Below are 15,240 nucleotides of genomic sequence, written 5' to 3'. Positions count from 1 at the left end.
TGATGTTCCAGGTTTTCCGGTCGGCCAGGCGGGACGAACCCGCCACGGAGTCTGTAGCCGAGCTCCCACCGCCCGGTGCAGACCTGCGGGCTGCCGTGCTGTCGATCAGCAAGCAGGCCTCCAACATGGGCCGCGAGGCCGCCGAAGTGCGCGGCCAGCTCGACGACACCACCAAGGGCGCCGAGCGCCAGGCCAAGGCCGTGGCGGCGCTGGCCGAACAGGTGCGCAGCGTCACCCAGGCCCAGGAAGAAATCGGTGGCGTGGCCGCCGGCAGCCGCGAGGCGATGGCGCGAGCGCGTCAGGCCGTCGAAGGTGTGGGCGAAGAGGTGGGCGGCATCGTCGACACCCTGCGCCACGTGGCCGATGCGGCCGGCGAGATCACCCAGATTGCCTTGCAGACGCGGCTTGTCGCGTTCAACGCCTCGGTCGAGGCCAAGCGCGCCGGCGATGCCGGCCGTGGCTTCGGCGTGGTGGCCGATGCGGTGCGCGAGCTGGCGGGCAAGGTCGAGCGTTCGTCCAAGGCGATCATGAGCACGGTGGGCGGTTTCGATTCGCGCGTCGATGCGCTGGCACGCGAGATCCGTTCCCAGTCGGGCGCCAAGGCGGCCGAGCAGGGCGCCTTCCAGCGTGCGCTGGCCGACCTGGAGACGGGCGTCGGCAGCATCACCACCGCCGCCCAGCACAGCCGCGAGGTCTGTACCGGCCTCAATGCGCAGATGGCGGAGATCGAAGCCGAGATGCGCAAGGCCGGTAGCGCGCTGCAAGCGACCTTCGTGCGCAGCGAATCCTTCCTCAAGGTGTCGGAGCATCTGATCGAGGTCGTGGCCGAATGCGGCATCGAAACCGAAGACACGCCCTTCATCGCGCTTGCCCGCGAAGCGGCAGGCCAGATCTCGAAGCTGCTCGAAGACGCGGTGCGCACCGGCACCATCAGCGAGGCCGAGACTCTTCGACGAGCAGTATCAGCCGATCGCCAACACCAACCCGCCCCAGCACACCACGCGCTTCATTGCGCTGGCCGATCGCCTGTTCCCGCAGGTCCAAGAGCGGGTGCTGCAGGCCGACAAGAAGATCGTCTTCTGCATCTCGGTCGACCGCAACGGCTACGTGGCCACGCACAACAAGGTTTACTGCAACCCGCAGCGCGGCGACCTGGCGTGGGACACCGCCAACAGCCGCTACCGCCGCATCTTCAACGATCGCACCGGTTTGGCTTCCGCGCGCAACCAGCGCCCGTTCCTCTTGCAGACCTACCGCCGCGACATGGGCGGCGGCAAGTTCGTGCTGCTGAAGGAATGCGCCGCGCCGATCACGGTGAACGGCAAGCACTGGGGCGGCTTGCGGCTCGCATTCAATTTCTAGGGATGGAGCCCCTCGTCCGATGGGTACATCGGCCGATCCCCCGAGGGGATGCGGGCCGGCTTGGGAGCGGCCCGGCGCTCGGCCCGCGGGCCTTTTAGCCATGTGGCCCCTTCCTGCTCTCCTCGTCTGGGCGCTGTGCTGGGGCCTCTTCCTCGGCCTGCGCGCGCTCGATGCGCGTGACTGGGCGGGTCTTCTCCTGGCAACTGCCGCCGGCGCGGTGCTGAGCCTCCTGAGCGCACGCCGCTGGCGGCGTGTGTTCATCGCGCTCGGCTTCCCGCTTTCCGTGCTCGCGTCCGGGGTGGCCGGCAGCATCCCCGCCTGGGGCTGGCTGCTGCCGCTCCTGGCGCTCTTCGCGCTCTACCCCCTGCATACCTGGCGCGACGCACCGATGTTCCCGACGCCCAGTGGCGCGCTGCAAGGCCTCGCGCGCACCGTGTGGCTCGACGGCGAGAACCCACGGGTGGTGGACGCCGGCTGCGGCATGGGCGATGCGCTGCGCGAGCTGCACACGCAGTTCCCGCAGGCGCGTCTCGAAGGCCTGGAGTGGAGCTGGGCGCTGCGCCTGGCCTGTGCGTGGCGCTGCAAGTGGCTGCGCGTGCCGGCGCATGTGAAGCGCGCTGACATCTGGAAAGCCGACTGGACGCCCTACGCGATGGTCTACCTCTTCCAGCGCCCCGAGAGCATGCCGCGCGCCGTGCGCAAGGCGATGCGCGAGCTGCGCTGCGGCGCGTGGATGGCGAGCCTGGAGTTCGAGGCCACCGACCTGCAGCCGACCGCGGTGCACCACTGCGCCGACGGGCGCACGCTGTGGCTCTACCAGGCGCCGTTCAAGGAGCGCAGGGCCGCGGTGGCGGCGCACTGAGCAGCGCGCCGTTCGTCCGCCGCGGGATGCGGTCCAGGGGAAGGGATGTCCATCGACAAGGGGGACTGGCGCGATGCTGCTCTTTCCAACGGTCCTGCCGTTCACGCTGTGCCCAGCAACTCGCGCTCGATCTCGCCCTCGTTGATCATGCTGCAGCGCCGAGAGATCGTCCGCGGCCCCGGCGTGACGCGATGGGGTCGGGGCGGCTTGGCAGGGTGCCATCAGCCGCCTGTCGGCCGCAGCGCCGAGCCCGACGTCTACGAGGAAAGACGGGTGGCCTGACAGCGTTTCGACGTACGGGAACGATCGGTTGTGCGCGGGCTGCACGCCGCGATGATGTTGTCATTTACCGCCTCGTTCGCCTGACCCTCATGAGACAACCTCAAGGAACAACGCAGACACCCATGCCCATCCGATTCGCCAGACGAACGCTTGGCGTCCTGTTCCTTGTGCCTGCCTTGCTGGCGGCCTGCGCCGCGCCGTCATCGTCATCCTTGGAGTCCAGGGTGCAGGCCCGCGTCGCCAGGGCCACGCAGCTCGCTGGAGAAGACCTCAAGCCCCTGCTGGGTCTGTGTCGTCCGCAGCCTGCGACGCGGGCGTCCGGGCACACGGTGGACGAGGTGATTCGCCGCCTCATCGCGCAGCGGCCACCTGCACCCGGCAGGGTGTTCGACAACCTCTACTTCGTGGGCTCGGCGTGGGTCAGCGCGTGGGTGCTAAAGACCTCTCAGGGGCTCATCCTCATCGATGCGCTGAACAGTGAGGAAGAGGCCAGGACGATCATCGAAGGCGGCATGGCGACGCTCGGGCTCGACCCGCGCGACATCCGCTACATCGTGGTCACGCATGGGCATGGCGACCACTACGGCGGCGCGTCGTATCTTGCGCAGCGCCATGGCGCTCGCATTGTGGCGAGCGAGGAAGACTGGGCCATGATGACCGGCACGCTCGAGTTCGCCTCCGCGGTCTGGCCGCCTCCGCCCAAGCGCGACATCGCCGTGCGCGACGGCGACAAGCTCGTGCTCGGCGATACCACGCTGTCGTACCACCTCACGCCGGGTCACACGCTCGGCACGCTGAGCCTGGTGTTCGAGGTGCGCGATGGCACTCGCCAACACCGGGCGCTGCTCTGGGGCGGCACCGCCTTCAACTTCGGCAAGGACATGCCGCGGCTGCAGGCGTACCACGCGTCCACCGAGAAGATGCGCCGCCTCGCGGCCGATCGCAGCATCGACGTCATGCTCTCGAATCACCCGGGATACGACAGCACCGTGGAAAAGCTTGCGGATCTGAAGCGCGGTTCCACTGCAGGAGCACACCCCTTCGTTGGCGGGGTGGGCGCGGTCGACCGTTCCCTCGCGATCATGGGCGAATGCTCGCTCGCGCAGCACGATCGGTTCAGCATGTAAGCTGGCGAGGGCATCGCGCAGCCGATGTCCGCTCGCAGCCGAGGCGAGAGGCCCCGAGGTCATCTAGCCAAAGGCGATCAGCAGCAGCGTGGCGAGCAGGTAGGGCATCAGCGTGCTGCACACGCCAAAGGCCAGGTTTGACAGGGTTGTGTGCTCGGTGGCGGGCTTGCCAGGGCGCGGGGAATTGAGAACTTGCTTCATGGTTGTGCTTTCGAGGATCGAGGGGTGTTTGCGCGCACGCAGCGGCCTCAGCGCATGGCTGATGGCAGCGGTGTTGCAACGGGTTGCGACAGGGACGACGCGAATGCGTCTGGAGTCGAAACGACCCTAACGATCGGGGACGCTGAAGCACAGGCGCCGGGCGAAAAGGCGGCGCGGAACGTCGATGCGATCGAGCAGCAGCTCGGCACCGAGAAGATGACAGCGGGGAACGGAAGGCTGGAGTTGCCTTGCGTCTCGCCCGCCGTAAAGGGCGGGTGTCAACATGGGGTTTCTCCGTTCAAGAGATGCCCGCATCGCGCGGGTGACGGCACTCTACCAAGGCCGGCGCGAGGCCGCTGGTGTGGGGGCTTTCGGGATTCTGAGGGCGGTGGGGCGGCGACCCGCCACCGGGTTCAGCAAGGCCCATGCATCGTCGACTACATCCGGCCATGCTTGCGCGCACGCGCTTCCAGCCGCACTTGCTCCGCCCGGAGGAGCCGGCTGATCCGGCACAGTTCGCGTCTCTGGGCATCGACGACATCGCGTTTGGCGGCGAGAAGCCGGGCGCCGTCGACGCAGTCGATGCCCTGCGACCGCATGCCTTCGAGCACGCTGCGGATCTCGTCGAGTGAGAAGCCGAGGGCCTGCATGGCGCGCAGCAGCTTGAGCTGCCTGACCAGCGAGGAAGGGTAGTCGCGGTAGTTGTTGGAACCGCGTGGTACCACGCCCAGCAGCCCCCGGCGCTCGTAGTAGCGGATCGCGTCGCGGCCGAGACCGGTCAGGGCTTCCAGTTCCTTGATTTCCAAGATTGTGCTTGACTGTGGACCTGGGTCCACACTTTAGCCTGCGGCTCTCTTCCATAGGAGCCGTGCATGTACCTGCTTGCCCAAGCCGCTGTGACCATCGACTGCCCTCAGCATGTCGCGTTCGAATACGCCGCGAATCTTGAGAACTTCCCGGCGTGGTTTCCTGGCGTCCTACGCATGGCGAGCACCGACGGGCGGCCGTTCGACACCGTCGGCAAGCAATACCGCGAAACGTTCGCGCAGCCGATGCGTGGGGCGGGCTCCGTCGCCATCCGGGTGGTCGAAGTGGAGCCCGGCGCGAGGATCGTCACCGAGGGCACGCTCGCGAGCGTCCTGCCGCGCATGGAGATCGTGTGTCGGCAGACGGCGCCCGGCGTGTGCGAGGTGAGCTGGCGGATGTTCAGCCGGCGAACCACCGGCTGGTCGCGGTTCATCGTGCTGCCGATGGCGCGTCGCCTCATGACGCGGCGTGCGCGCCGGGGCTTGCAGATTCTCAAGCGTCACCTGGAGGATGTGCGCTAAACGCACGCCCCTCTGCGGGGGATGGCCGCTATGCTTGCGTCGACGTACCCCGGGGCCTTCACCATGCATCCCAGCGAACCCGATAGCGCCGTCTACCGGACCTTGCTCGAATCCACCCGCGCCATTCCCTGGAAGATTGACTGGGCGACCAAGACCTTCGCCTACATCGGCCCGCAGATCGAGCCGTTGCTGGGTTGGGCGCCGTCGACGTGGGTGACCGTGGATGACTGGGCCACGCGCATGCACCCCGACGACCGAGAGCGTGTCGTCCATTTCTGCGTCTCGCAGTCGCAGGCCGGCGTGGACCACGAGGCCGATTACCGGGCGCTCACCGCCAACGGCGAGTACGTGTGGATCCGCGATGTGGTGCATGTGGTGCGCCACGAAAGCGGAGAGGTCGACTCGCTGATCGGCTTCATGTTCGACATCACCGAGCGCAAGAAGACCGAGGAAAAGCTGCTGAGCCTGCAGCGCGAGCTGGAGGCGCTCTCGTTCCTCGACAGCCTCACCGGCGTGGCCAACCGCCGCAAGTTCGACGCCGTGCTCGCCATCGAATGGGAAGAGGCACGGCGCAACACGCAGCCGCTCTCGCTGATCATGTTCGACGTCGACTTCTTCAAGCGCTACAACGACCACCACGGTCACATCGAAGGCGACGAGTGCCTGCGGCGCATCGCGCAGGCCCTGGTCAGCGCCGCGAACCGGCCGCGCGACTTCCTGGCGCGCTACGGTGGCGAAGAGTTCATGCTGGTGCTGCCCGCGAGCGACGAGAGCGCCGCCGCGGCGGTGGCCGAGCGTTGCCGCCAGGCCATCTTCAAGGCGCAGATCCCGCACGGCAACTCGCCGCTCGGGCAGCTGGTGACCGTCAGCATGGGCGTGGGCACGGTGATCCCCGCGGCCGGCGAACACCCGCCCGCGTTCATCGACCTGGTGGACCGCCGGCTCTACCGGGCCAAGCAGGGCGGGCGCAACCGCATCGTGTCGGCGGCCTGACGCCGGGCCCGAGCGGCCCGGCGATCCGGCGCGGTGGGGCCGGGCTCAGCCCAGCAGCACCACGTGCCCGTCCTTCGGGTCGATGCGGCCGGCCACCAGCGCGTCGACCAGGTCTTGCGCGGCCGCGAAGCCCTGGTGCTCCTTCACGCCCATCCACGGCCTGCGCGCATCGCTCACGCGGCGGATGAAGGCGAGCTGCGCTTCGTTGAACTTGCGCGTGACCTCGGCCGCGCCCCAGTCGGCGTTGCGTTTCTTGATCTGGTAGGGCGCGAAGTAGGGCTGCGGCTTCGGGCCCGGCACTTCGGGCGCGTTGCCAAGGTGGTCGTGCGACTGGGCCGAGCCGGCGTAGCAGCTGTAGACCAGCGAGGCGCCGAAGTGCTCGTGCACGCGGCGGCGCAGCTCGTTGTCGCCGGAGAAGTCGACGTAGAGCGTGGGCACGGTCTTGTCGAGCGTCTCCAGCGACTTGTAGTCGATCGTGCGGTGGTAGCAGCCCAGGTCTTCGACGAAGCCGACGTTGCCACCGGAGGTGAGGCCGACAAGGCTCAGGTTCTTCAGGTCCTGGAAGCAGAAGACGGTGCCATAGGCGGTCTTGCTCGACGCGCTGGAGACGATGACCTGCTTCGCGCCGAAGAAGGCGTTGTCTTCCAGGAAGTCGGCCAGCATGAACGACGTGATGAAGAGCGGGCGCGTCAGCATCTGGTAGTTCTCGTCGGCCTGGCGGTAGGCGGCGTCGGTCGTCACGCGCTGGTACTGGTTGTAGGCACTGGTCAGCTCCAGGCGGTGCGGCGTGCCGTCGTAGAAGCCGCGCTCGCTCACACGCACCGGCTGCACCACCACGTGGCTTGCGACCGGCCAGAAGCCGTAGAAGCGCTCGCCCACCGCGAGGCCTTCGACCGTGGTCTCAACGATCTCGGCGAAGCCCCAGGCCGGCATGTGGAACCAGGCGTCGTCGCCGGTCGGGTAGAAGCTCCAGTAGCGCAAATGCGGCACCTCGCCGAAGGCGGCGTAGGTGATGTTGTTGGAGGTGACGGCCACGCGGTCGATCTTGAGCAGCGCCTCGCCCGGCTTGAGGGCCGGGATGGTTTTTTCGACCACGCGGGTGCGGCCCAGGTTCTTCTTGTCGCTTTGCAGTTGAGTGAGAGTGCTCATACGGTCTCCTGTGGTGATGCCCGACACTCTAGGTCGCGCCCCGCCACAGCGGGTTCGGATTCGCCGCCCATGCCCACACCTCGCCAGAACACCCGAGACAAGCCGCTGAAGCGCCCCACCCAGGCACGCGCCAAGGCCACGGTGCAGGCCATCTTCGACGCCTTTGTTCGGATTTGGCAGCGCGACGGCTGGCAGCGCCTGACCACCCGCGCGGTGGCGCTGGAGGCGGGCATCGCGGTGGGCACGCTGTACGACTATTTCCCGAGCAAGGCCGCGCTGCAGTCGGGCTACGTGCGCCACTGCATCGAGGCGCTGATCCAGGCGGTCGACACGCAGGCGGTGCAGCCGGCGGGGCTCACCTGGCGCGAGCGCCTGCACGTGCTGCTGCAGCTCGCCTGCGGCGTAAGCGCCGAGCCGCCCTCGTGGTTCCACCCCGACATGCTGAGCATCGAGCCGCAGGTGGCCGAGCCCAAGCACCAGCGGCGCGCGCATGAAGAGCTGTGCGCGATGTGGCAGCGGGTGTTCGACGCCTGCACCGACCTGCCGCAGCGCCCCTCGCCCGAGACCGTGCAGGCGCTGCATTTGGCAGTGTGGGGCGGGCGGCGTTATGCGATGCTCGTACGGCTGCCCGATGCGCAGGTGCGCCAGTGGGCGGCCGAGATGGAGCGCCTGTGCTGCCTCGCCGTCAAACCGGAGACCTCATGATCACCGTCTACCTGCGCTACACCATCGACCCATACAAGCTCAAGGAATTCGAGCACTACAGCAAGCTGTGGATTCCGCTGATCGAGAAGTTCGGGGGTTCGTACCACGGCTGCTTCCTGCCTTCGGAAGGCCCCAACAACATCGCGGTGACGCTGTTCTCGTTCCCGTCGCTCGCCGAGTACGAGCAGTACCGCAAGAAGTCGTTCAAGGACGCCGACTGCCAGGCGGCCTTCCAGTACGCCAACGACACCCGATGCTTCCTGAGCTATGAGCGAAGCTTCATGCGGCCGGTGTTCAAGGCCTGACCTCCGTCCCCCCTGCAAAGGCTCGCGGCGCAGGCCTACACGGGGTGGCGCCGGCGTCCGATCGGACGGGCTGGCACCGCTCCCCAGAATGCAGTCTCCCTGGCTTGAATGGAGATTTGCATGAATACGAATACCTTGTTGGTCGGCCTCGTGGCCGCAGCGTCCGTCGCCCTCATGGGCTGCGATGTGAAGAAGACCCAGGAAGGGGACGTGACGCTGCCGAAGTACGACGTGGCGAAGACCCAGGAAGGCAACGTCACCGTTCCGAAATACGACGTGACCGCGCCTGACGTGAAGGTCACGCAAAAGGAAACCGAAGTGACGGTACCCAAGATCAAGACCGAAAAGGAGACGATCACCGTGCCGTCGGTCGATGTGAAGAGCGGCCAGGAAAAGGCTGCCGAACAGGGCAAGTAAGCCCGCCGCCGCGCACGCACCATGCTGCCACCCACGGGCGGCAGCATGGTGTCAGCGTCGCGCGCTCACTTCTCGATCCGGTTGCGCCCGTTTCGCTTCGCGACGTAACAGAGCTGGTCCGCCAGCTCCAGCGTGTGGGCGACCGCGTCACCTTTCGCGTGCTGGGCCACACCGGCCGAGAAGGTGATGGTGAGCCCCTCTGGCGGGGGCGATGAGGGCTGAGCCTCCAGCATCGCTTTCAGCCGCTGCAGGCCATTGACGCCGTCCTGTAGCGAGGTGGCGGGCATGAGCACCACGAACTCCTCTCCGCCCCACCGTCCGACGATGTCGGACGCGCGCATGAAGGTCTTCGCCTGCGCTGCGAACCACTTGAGCACGGCATCGCCGGTCGCGTGGCCGTGGGTGTCGTTGATTCGCTTGAAGTTGTCGAGGTCGATCAGCGCCACGCACCAGGGCGCTTGCGATCGCTGCGAGCGCAAGCCTTCGGCGTCGAGTGCCTGTTGCAGGAATCGGCGATTGGGCAGGCCAGTCAACTCATCGAGGGTCGCCAGTTGCTCGATGCGCGCGAGGGCCTTCTGGAGGTCCTGCTTCTGGGTCTGGATGCGCTCGCGCATCCGGTTCACGCGCAAGGTGTTGATGACGATGCCCACGACGATCAGCACCAGGAAGATGAAGAGAAGCAGATCGTCGGCGGGCTGGTATCGGACCGGGTCGACCAGGCATTGCCGGACCATCGTCACCGCGAAGATCAAGATGGAGTACGCCGCGCAATAGATGGCGGGGCGAGAGTCGATGCCGAAGATGCCGAACGAGAGGGCCAGCGCCTGCATCAAGGTGACCACCGCGTGCGAGGTGCCGGCCAGCGTGTAGGCCCAGGCCGCAACGGTGCTGGCGAGCAGCATCTGGGGCAGGGTGAGCGAGGGGTCGTGCAGCTTCTCCGTGACCCGGGTCTGGATCAGAACAAGCGGAATTGAAAAGCCGACCACCGAGACGATCGTCCAGGCCCAGAGGCCGTCGCGGTCGACGGTGCCCAGCCATGCTCCGGCGTGCATGGCGGCAACGCCTGCGAGCAGCAGCGACAGGGCCAACAACGCCTGGGCGACTCGGGCGCGTTGGGAATGGGAAGAAGGCGTGGGCATGTCGCCGGCGTCGCTGAGCGGCTCATCGCGCCAGGCGCGGTCGTTTGCCATGGGTACTGCTGGGATGGGCAAACGAATGCGTCTGACCGTGAATGCCTGAGGGGCCTTCAGTCTACGTCGCACACCTCTCGCACGGGTGTGGTGTCATGCGGATTTGTCCTCACACCGAGGCCCGTCGCCTCGGCTGGAGCACGCTTCCTCAGGACGGCTGGGCCGGCGGAACGACCGCAGGAAACGGACCGGCCTTCGCACCACCGGCAGCCGCACCGGGCTGCGCCGTGTTCGTCGCGTCGTTGGCGGCGGCACCGAAGCGCAACGTGACCCCGAAGCCGCGGCCGTCGAGGCCGGTGCCGGTCTCCAGCGCCGCATCGTGCAGGCTCGCGATGCGCGACACCAGCGACAGGCCGATGCCGCTGCCACGGCCGGGTGAGCCCGGCACGCGGTAGAAGCGATCGAAGATGCGGCCGTGCTCGTGCTCGGGCACGCCGGGGCCGTCGTCGCGCACGCTCAGCACGACGTGGCGCTGGCCGTGCATCTCCTGCTCGCGGCACACCACTTCCACACGCGCGCCCGCGCCGGCGTAGCGCAGGGCGTTGTCGATCAGGTTGCGCAGCAGCACGCCGACGGAGTCGATGTCGAGGTGCGCATGGCAGGGCTCGGCGCGCAGCTGCAGGCGCTGGCTGGCGGCTTGCGCGGTGCCGTCGTAGTCGCGCACCACCAGCGAGACGATCTCGTGCAGGGGCACCGGCGGGCGGCCGCCCGGGTGCTCGATCGCGTCGAGCCGGGCCAGGTCGAGCAGCTGCTCGGTGAGGCGCGCGGTGCGCTCGATGCCACCGATGAGCGGTGCGAGCGAGTTGTGGCTTTCTTCCAGCGTGGTCGCCGACTTCACCAGCTGCGCCTGCGCCATCAGCGCGGCCAGCGGCGTGCGCAGCTCGTGCGCTGCGTCGGCGAGGAAGCGCCGCTCGCCCTGCAGCGCGGTTTCAAGCCGCAGCAGCTGTGCGTTGAAGGCTTCGACCAGTGGCTTCACCTCGGTGGGCAGGTCGTGCACTTCGAGCGGGGTGAGGTCGAGCGGGTCGCGCTGCTCAATGGCTTCGCGGGCCGCCTGCACCGGCGCGACCGACCAGCAGATGATGGTCCACGTCACACCGGCCAGCAGCGCCATCAGCAGGAGGATGGTGCCCACGCTGTAGCCCAACCACAGCTTGATGAGGCTCAGGAGCTGCGGCTGCGATTTGCCCACCTGCACCTGCAGGCGGCCGCCCGCGTCGTTGAGGGTGTACACGCGCCACTCGACGCCCTGCACCTCCACGCCGTGGAAGCCCTCGGGCTGGTCGAAGCGCAGCGGCGCCCAGGGTTCGAGGGGCGAGTTCGACGATCGCAGCACCGAACGGCCGTCGCCCGTCCACACCTGGAAGCTCAGGAGCTGCGGCTGCACATGCACCTGCGAAGGCAGCTTGAACGCCGGCTCGCTGGAGCCCCCGGCTGCACCGCCGGCATCGACATCAGGATCTGCTGGCCCACGGCCTGCATCGAGGCGTCCCAGCGGTTGTTCTGCTGGCTCGACATCAGCATCGCCTGCACCGCGAACCACGCGCCCCAGAAGCCCAGGCTCGCGACCATCAGGCCGATGAGCAGGCGCACGCGCAACGAGCTGCTTTTGAAGATCTTCATGGCGCGGAGTTGAGTTTGTAGCCGTGGCCGTGCACGGTGACGATGAGGTCGTCGCCGAGCTTCTTGCGCAGCTGGTGCACGTAGACGGCGACGGTGTTGCTTTCGATCGAGCTTTCGCCGCCGTAGACGGCTTCTTCGAGCTGCTGGCGCGTGACGATGCGGCCCTGCCGCTCCATCATCGCCAGCAGCGTGCGGTACTCATGCAGGCTCAAGCTGACCGGCTCGTCGTCGCGCGTGACGCTGCGTGTGGCCGGGTCGAGGCGGATGTTGCGCGCGGTGAGCACCGGCGCCACACGCCCCTGGGCGCGGCGCAGCACGGCGCGCAGGCGGGCGGCCAGTTCGTCGGGCTGGAAGGGCTTGACGAGGTAGTCGTCGGCACCGGCGTCGAGCCCGGCGATGCGGTCGCTCAGCTGGTCGCGTGCGGTGAGGATGATCACCGGCGTGGTGTCGTAGCGCTCGCGCACGCCGCGCAGCACGGTCAGGCCCGAGCCGCCGGGCAGGTTGAGGTCGAGTAGCACCGCGGAATACGCGTGGTCCGACAGGGCCAGTCGCGCGGCCGGGGTGTCGGGCGCGTGGTCGACCTTGTAGCCGGCGCGGGTGAGCCCCGTGACCAGGGCCTCGGCGAGCATGGCGTCGTCTTCGACCAGCAGGAGTTGCATGACGCGGGAATGTGAAGGGTTCTTTAAGCGAGACCGCAGTGTGCCTGGGGTGTCATTAACAACTTTTTAAAGCTCGCCGTCCAGCATGCGCACATCTACACGGGAGTCATGCACATGAACGCCACCAGCACCGCCAGCGAGCTTGCCCCACAAGGGACGTATGCCGCGGTCTATTTCCGCGAATGTTTCATCGATGAACTCGCCCGCGCCGCCTGGCGCGACCCGGTGCAATACCGGCGCGAGATGCTGCCGGCCGGCTCGAAGCTGCGCTGCGTGCTGGATGAAGCGGCCAAGGTGTCGGGCTGGAGCCGCCCGCAGGCGGCCGACATGGCGCACGGCGTGGCACTCTCGGCGGCACGTGGCGCGGTGGCGGCCCATGTGGCCGAGTTGCGGATCGACGACGCCGGCGAGTGCCACCTCGAGCGGGTGGTGATCGTGCTCGACGGTCACCCCGACGCGGCGGCCGAGCTGGCACGCGAGGGCATTGCGCCGGCCGTGGCCAACGCGATGGCGGTGCTCAGGGCCCGAGCGGCCGACGACGAGGTGGCGGCATGACGACGACCGCGCGCAAGGTGTTCTCGTTCGCCACCATGATGGTGCTGGCCCAGCGGCGCCACGAGGCCCGCATGGCCGGCCATGACGCCACATCTGCGGCGGCGCCGCGCCCGGCCGAACACCGCGAAAGCGCAATGCGCCGCACGCTTCAGAAGATGAACGGCACGAAGCGCTTGCTCGTGGTCATGTACCCGGCATAAGCCTCGCCGAAGTGCGCGAGGCACTCGGCCTCGTCGCGCAGCGCGGTGATGAAGAGCGCGATGCTCGCCACCGCCGTGAGGGCCGTGGTCGTGGGCGTGATGTCCTTGAGGAAGGCCCCCCAGGCCAGGTAGAGCAGGGCGGCGTACATCGGGTGGCGGATGTAGCGGAAGACGCCGCTCGTGACGAGCGATGAGGTCTTCTCGAAGGCGAAGAGTTCGGCGTCCGCGCGCTGCTCGGTCGGCCGGCCGATGCGTTTGAGCATCTGCACCGCGTGGATCGCCAGCGCAAGCGACGCGATCAAGAGCGCCCACGAAACGAGTTGGCGCGGCGAGAACGGGTCGACCGTCCACACGGGGAAGTTGAGGATCGCCAGCGCCAGCATGCATTCCCACGCGATGAAGCGCCAGAAGCCGTGCGAGCGCGGGTTGCGCAGCGCGTGGCGCGAGACGTAGGTGAAGAAGGCCGTGCCGGCCAGGAAGATCAACAGTTCGGTCATGCCCAGAAATGCAAAGCGGCCTTCGAAGGGCCGCAGTGTCGCATTGGGTGGGGGGCTGGATCGGGCCGAGCGCCGGGCCGCTCCCAAGCCGGCCCGAGTCCCCTCGGGGGATCGTCCGACGTATCCGTCGGACGAGGGGTCGTCATCTCAGGCTTGGATCACCCCACCGCGCAGGGCGCTGGCGGAGCCGGTGGGGGAGTAGACACCGCTCGAGCGGTCGCGCGGCATCAGCACGTCCATCGCGCGGTCGAGCGCGGCGGTGGCGCGGGCCAGCGATTCGCGCTGCGAGGCGACGAGGCCGCTGGCGAGCTTCAGGCGCTCGCGCAGGGGCGAGGGCACCGGGCCGCTGCGGGCGGCACGGGCGAAGTGGTCGACCGCGCGGGCGAGCGCACGGTGCAGCTCGGTCGCGTGGTGGTCGATGGCGATGCTGTCGTTCGTGCGCAGCGATTCACCCAGCGCAGCCAGGTGGGTTTCCACCGCGGCCAGCGTGGTTTCGAGGTCGTCGGGGCCCGAGGCGTGGGCCGGCGTGTTCATGGTCGTGTTCACCGGATGCGTGTGGACCGAAAGCGGGCGCGCTCTTGTGAAGCGCGAAGGTTCATCAGTGTTGGGCCTTGCCCAGCACTTCGTGTGCGTTGGCGATCAGCCGGTCGGCGATCTTCTCGGCGTTGATCTCGAATTTGCCGTCGCTGATGGCCTGGGCGATGCGTGCCACCTTGTCGGCGTCGAAATCGGCGCTGGCGCCGCCTTCGAGCAGCGACGACGCGGCGTTCGACAGTTCAACCTTCGCGCTCGGGTCGGCGGCTTGTTGTTGCGCGCCGGCCTCCGCCGCCTTGGTTTCGGCAGGCTGATTGCGCACCGGTGCGACCGGAGCGGTCGAGCCGGGTTTGTCTGCGGGGTTGCCGATCTTCATCTTGGACTCCTTGGGCCTCTTAAAGACCCAAACCTTTCAACATGGACGGTGTATCGGCCCGCCCGCCGCTGACTTTAGGTTTTTCTTCGCGATTCTGAGTGCCCACTCGATTTTTCACAATGTGATCTCCAGCAGGCGGTCTGCCACGGGCAGACCCGACACCACCCGCCCGTTATCGGTACGGACACGAGCCGGTTGACCCTCCATTCCGGCGGTGATCGCCTCGCCGGCCCCGGCGACGGCAAAGCCGTTGCCAGCCACGCGGATGCGCACCTTGTCGCCCGCCGTGAACCATTGCCGCGGCTTGAGCGAGTTCTGCCGCAGGCTCTGGCCGGCAGTCACCTGCCGGGCCAGGGTGCGGCCGAGCAGCAAAGCCACTTCGGTGATCGCGGGTTGGAACATGTCTTCGGCCAGATTGACCTCGGCTTGACGGAAATCTTCTGCTGCAAGCACATGGCCGGCTGGCAGGGTGGCGGTTGAGACCAGGCCCGGGCCGTAGACGTTCACCGTCAACGGCAGGTAGACGTTCCAGTTCGTGACGCCTTTCACGCAGCGCAGGCCCACGCGGGTCTTGCCCAGGAGTCGCGCGCCTTGCGGCAGGTAGGGCTGGACCTCGGCGCAGGGGCTCAGGCGCAAGCGGGCGTCGAGCTGGCCGGCGATCACCTCATGGCGGCCGACACCGGCCTTCTTCAATTCAGCGAGGGCAAAACGCTGCCCTGCGGCCACCCAGGCCTCGGTGGAAGCCTGGGCGTGCGCGACCGCCCCGCTGGCGATCAGCCAGGCGAAGAAAACGAAGCGCAGCAGAGGCAAGAGGGTCTTGTCCACGCTGCCAATGTAGGGCGCGATGTGCCTTTGCTGCAGTCGGAATTGAGGGCCAA

The 15,240-nt window shown here is 67.7% G+C and carries 21 protein-coding genes; 10 read left to right on the top strand and 11 right to left on the bottom strand.

Going from position 1 to position 15,240, the window contains the following annotated elements:
* Window positions 1-95 precede the first annotated feature (95 nt).
* From LRS03_RS10680 to LRS03_RS10670, 3 genes are all read left to right on the top strand, one after another.
* Complete coding sequence (locus LRS03_RS10680; RefSeq protein WP_257825411.1) at window positions 96-1,460, top strand: methyl-accepting chemotaxis protein; 1,365 nt, start codon at window positions 96-98, stop codon at window positions 1,458-1,460.
* 2 nt (window positions 1,461-1,462) lie between these two features.
* On the top strand, window positions 1,463-2,224 hold the full coding sequence (locus LRS03_RS10675; protein ID WP_257825410.1) for a class I SAM-dependent methyltransferase: 762 nt from the start codon (window positions 1,463-1,465) through the stop codon (window positions 2,222-2,224).
* A gap of 404 nt (window positions 2,225-2,628) precedes the next feature.
* On the top strand, window positions 2,629-3,633 hold the full coding sequence (locus tag LRS03_RS10670) for an MBL fold metallo-hydrolase (protein ID WP_257825409.1): 1,005 nt from the start codon (window positions 2,629-2,631) through the stop codon (window positions 3,631-3,633).
* A 63-nt stretch (window positions 3,634-3,696) separates the two neighbouring features.
* On the opposite strand, the gene LRS03_RS10665 is transcribed toward LRS03_RS10670, so the two are convergent.
* Together LRS03_RS10665 and LRS03_RS10660 are read right to left on the bottom strand one after the other, a co-directional pair.
* The gene (locus LRS03_RS10665; RefSeq protein ID WP_257825408.1) at window positions 3,697-3,834 is read right to left on the bottom strand and encodes a hypothetical protein; all 138 of its coding nucleotides are present in this window, start codon (window positions 3,832-3,834) and stop codon (window positions 3,697-3,699) included.
* Window positions 3,835-4,271: 437 nt separating this feature from the next.
* On the bottom strand, window positions 4,272-4,640 hold the full coding sequence (locus tag LRS03_RS10660; RefSeq protein ID WP_257825407.1) for a MerR family transcriptional regulator: 369 nt from the start codon (window positions 4,638-4,640) through the stop codon (window positions 4,272-4,274).
* A 66-nt stretch (window positions 4,641-4,706) separates the two neighbouring features.
* On the opposite strand from LRS03_RS10660, the gene LRS03_RS10655 reads away from it, so the two are divergent.
* Together LRS03_RS10655 and LRS03_RS10650 are read left to right on the top strand one after the other, a co-directional pair.
* A complete protein-coding gene (locus tag LRS03_RS10655) occupies window positions 4,707-5,162 on the top strand; it encodes an SRPBCC family protein (protein ID WP_257825406.1) in 456 nt (151 codons plus the stop codon).
* 63 nt (window positions 5,163-5,225) lie between these two features.
* The gene (locus LRS03_RS10650) at window positions 5,226-6,155 is read left to right on the top strand and encodes a GGDEF domain-containing protein (RefSeq protein WP_257825405.1); all 930 of its coding nucleotides are present in this window, start codon (window positions 5,226-5,228) and stop codon (window positions 6,153-6,155) included.
* 45 nt (window positions 6,156-6,200) lie between these two features.
* Here the strand turns inward: LRS03_RS10650 and LRS03_RS10645 are convergent, their stop codons facing one another.
* Complete coding sequence (locus tag LRS03_RS10645; RefSeq protein ID WP_257825404.1) at window positions 6,201-7,304, bottom strand: DUF2855 family protein; 1,104 nt, start codon at window positions 7,302-7,304, stop codon at window positions 6,201-6,203.
* Between the two features lie 69 nt (window positions 7,305-7,373).
* Here LRS03_RS10645 and LRS03_RS10640 point away from each other — a divergent pair, with 69 nt between their 5' ends.
* From LRS03_RS10640 to LRS03_RS10630, 3 genes are all read left to right on the top strand, one after another.
* Complete coding sequence (locus LRS03_RS10640; RefSeq protein WP_257825403.1) at window positions 7,374-8,009, top strand: TetR/AcrR family transcriptional regulator; 636 nt, start codon at window positions 7,374-7,376, stop codon at window positions 8,007-8,009.
* Window positions 8,006-8,314 (top strand): NIPSNAP family protein, encoded by a 309-nt coding sequence (locus LRS03_RS10635; RefSeq protein WP_257825402.1) that lies wholly within the window; start codon window positions 8,006-8,008, stop codon window positions 8,312-8,314. Before LRS03_RS10640 ends, LRS03_RS10635 begins: the two co-directional genes overlap by 4 nt.
* A gap of 120 nt (window positions 8,315-8,434) precedes the next feature.
* The gene (locus LRS03_RS10630; protein WP_257825401.1) at window positions 8,435-8,731 is read left to right on the top strand and encodes a hypothetical protein; all 297 of its coding nucleotides are present in this window, start codon (window positions 8,435-8,437) and stop codon (window positions 8,729-8,731) included.
* Between the two features lie 65 nt (window positions 8,732-8,796).
* Here the strand turns inward: LRS03_RS10630 and LRS03_RS10625 are convergent, their stop codons facing one another.
* From LRS03_RS10625 to LRS03_RS10610, 4 genes are all read right to left on the bottom strand, one after another.
* Entirely contained in the window at window positions 8,797-9,921 is a 1,125-nt protein-coding gene (locus LRS03_RS10625; protein ID WP_257825400.1) for a GGDEF domain-containing protein, read from the bottom strand.
* Window positions 9,922-10,069: 148 nt separating this feature from the next.
* A complete protein-coding gene (locus LRS03_RS10620) occupies window positions 10,070-11,305 on the bottom strand; it encodes an ATP-binding protein (protein WP_257825399.1) in 1,236 nt (411 codons plus the stop codon).
* Window positions 11,287-11,541, bottom strand: a complete 255-nt coding sequence (locus LRS03_RS10615) for a hypothetical protein (RefSeq protein WP_257825398.1) — start codon at window positions 11,539-11,541, stop codon at window positions 11,287-11,289. The genes LRS03_RS10620 and LRS03_RS10615 overlap by 19 nt, the downstream gene beginning before the upstream one ends.
* Entirely contained in the window at window positions 11,538-12,200 is a 663-nt protein-coding gene (locus LRS03_RS10610; RefSeq protein ID WP_257825397.1) for a response regulator transcription factor, read from the bottom strand. The genes LRS03_RS10615 and LRS03_RS10610 overlap by 4 nt, the downstream gene beginning before the upstream one ends.
* 114 nt (window positions 12,201-12,314) lie before the next feature.
* Between LRS03_RS10610 and LRS03_RS10605 the strand changes: the two genes are divergently transcribed.
* Both LRS03_RS10605 and LRS03_RS10600 read left to right on the top strand, forming a co-directional pair.
* Window positions 12,315-12,755 (top strand): hypothetical protein, encoded by a 441-nt coding sequence (locus tag LRS03_RS10605; RefSeq protein ID WP_257825396.1) that lies wholly within the window; start codon window positions 12,315-12,317, stop codon window positions 12,753-12,755.
* Entirely contained in the window at window positions 12,752-12,955 is a 204-nt protein-coding gene (locus tag LRS03_RS10600; protein WP_257825395.1) for a hypothetical protein, read from the top strand. Before LRS03_RS10605 ends, LRS03_RS10600 begins: the two co-directional genes overlap by 4 nt.
* Here LRS03_RS10600 and LRS03_RS10595 read toward each other — a convergent pair.
* The 4 genes from LRS03_RS10595 to flgA form a co-directional block, all read right to left on the bottom strand.
* Window positions 12,904-13,452, bottom strand: a complete 549-nt coding sequence (locus LRS03_RS10595) for a methyltransferase family protein (protein ID WP_257825394.1) — start codon at window positions 13,450-13,452, stop codon at window positions 12,904-12,906. The genes LRS03_RS10600 and LRS03_RS10595 overlap by 52 nt on opposite strands.
* A 147-nt stretch (window positions 13,453-13,599) precedes the next feature.
* Window positions 13,600-13,986, bottom strand: coding sequence for a hypothetical protein (locus tag LRS03_RS10590; protein WP_257825393.1), 387 nt, complete (start codon window positions 13,984-13,986; stop codon window positions 13,600-13,602).
* Window positions 13,987-14,050: 64 nt separating this feature from the next.
* Window positions 14,051-14,362 (bottom strand): flagellar biosynthesis anti-sigma factor FlgM, encoded by a 312-nt coding sequence (gene flgM, locus LRS03_RS10585; protein WP_257825392.1) that lies wholly within the window; start codon window positions 14,360-14,362, stop codon window positions 14,051-14,053.
* Between the two features lie 114 nt (window positions 14,363-14,476).
* Window positions 14,477-15,187 carry a flagellar basal body P-ring formation chaperone FlgA gene (flgA, locus tag LRS03_RS10580; RefSeq protein WP_257825391.1) on the bottom strand — a complete coding sequence of 237 codons (711 nt, stop codon included), beginning with the start codon at window positions 15,185-15,187 and terminating at the stop codon, window positions 14,477-14,479.
* Between the last annotated feature and the right edge of the window lie 53 nt (window positions 15,188-15,240).

Origin of the sequence: Rhizobacter sp. J219 (genome assembly GCF_024700055.1) — a bacterium.
Classification (GTDB): Bacteria; Pseudomonadota; Gammaproteobacteria; order Burkholderiales; family Burkholderiaceae_C; genus Rhizobacter.
Note: the sequence above shows the minus strand (reverse complement) of the source record. Positions and strands in the feature narration are given on the sequence as shown.

What these genes read in the sequence shown, in the direction of transcription:
- LRS03_RS10625 (WP_257825400.1), bottom strand. Translation starts at nt 9,921, where the DNA reads ATGGCAAACGACCGCGCCTGGCGCGATGAGCCGCTCAGCGACGCCGGC.
- LRS03_RS10645 (WP_257825404.1), bottom strand. Translation starts at nt 7,304, where the DNA reads ATGAGCACTCTCACTCAACTGCAAAGCGACAAGAAGAACCTGGGCCGC.
- LRS03_RS10670 (WP_257825409.1), top strand. Translation starts at nt 2,629, where the DNA reads ATGCCCATCCGATTCGCCAGACGAACGCTTGGCGTCCTGTTCCTTGTG.
- LRS03_RS10635 (WP_257825402.1), top strand. Translation starts at nt 8,006, where the DNA reads ATGATCACCGTCTACCTGCGCTACACCATCGACCCATACAAGCTCAAG.
- flgM (WP_257825392.1), bottom strand. Translation starts at nt 14,362, where the DNA reads ATGAAGATCGGCAACCCCGCAGACAAACCCGGCTCGACCGCTCCGGTC.
- LRS03_RS10600 (WP_257825395.1), top strand. Translation starts at nt 12,752, where the DNA reads ATGACGACGACCGCGCGCAAGGTGTTCTCGTTCGCCACCATGATGGTG.
- LRS03_RS10640 (WP_257825403.1), top strand. Translation starts at nt 7,374, where the DNA reads ATGCCCACACCTCGCCAGAACACCCGAGACAAGCCGCTGAAGCGCCCC.
- LRS03_RS10615 (WP_257825398.1), bottom strand. Translation starts at nt 11,541, where the DNA reads ATGAAGATCTTCAAAAGCAGCTCGTTGCGCGTGCGCCTGCTCATCGGC.
- LRS03_RS10655 (WP_257825406.1), top strand. Translation starts at nt 4,707, where the DNA reads ATGTACCTGCTTGCCCAAGCCGCTGTGACCATCGACTGCCCTCAGCAT.
- LRS03_RS10675 (WP_257825410.1), top strand. Translation starts at nt 1,463, where the DNA reads ATGTGGCCCCTTCCTGCTCTCCTCGTCTGGGCGCTGTGCTGGGGCCTC.
- LRS03_RS10610 (WP_257825397.1), bottom strand. Translation starts at nt 12,200, where the DNA reads ATGCAACTCCTGCTGGTCGAAGACGACGCCATGCTCGCCGAGGCCCTG.
- LRS03_RS10590 (WP_257825393.1), bottom strand. Translation starts at nt 13,986, where the DNA reads ATGAACACGCCGGCCCACGCCTCGGGCCCCGACGACCTCGAAACCACG.
- LRS03_RS10650 (WP_257825405.1), top strand. Translation starts at nt 5,226, where the DNA reads ATGCATCCCAGCGAACCCGATAGCGCCGTCTACCGGACCTTGCTCGAA.
- LRS03_RS10665 (WP_257825408.1), bottom strand. Translation starts at nt 3,834, where the DNA reads ATGAAGCAAGTTCTCAATTCCCCGCGCCCTGGCAAGCCCGCCACCGAG.
- LRS03_RS10595 (WP_257825394.1), bottom strand. Translation starts at nt 13,452, where the DNA reads ATGACCGAACTGTTGATCTTCCTGGCCGGCACGGCCTTCTTCACCTAC.
- LRS03_RS10630 (WP_257825401.1), top strand. Translation starts at nt 8,435, where the DNA reads ATGAATACGAATACCTTGTTGGTCGGCCTCGTGGCCGCAGCGTCCGTC.
- LRS03_RS10605 (WP_257825396.1), top strand. Translation starts at nt 12,315, where the DNA reads ATGAACGCCACCAGCACCGCCAGCGAGCTTGCCCCACAAGGGACGTAT.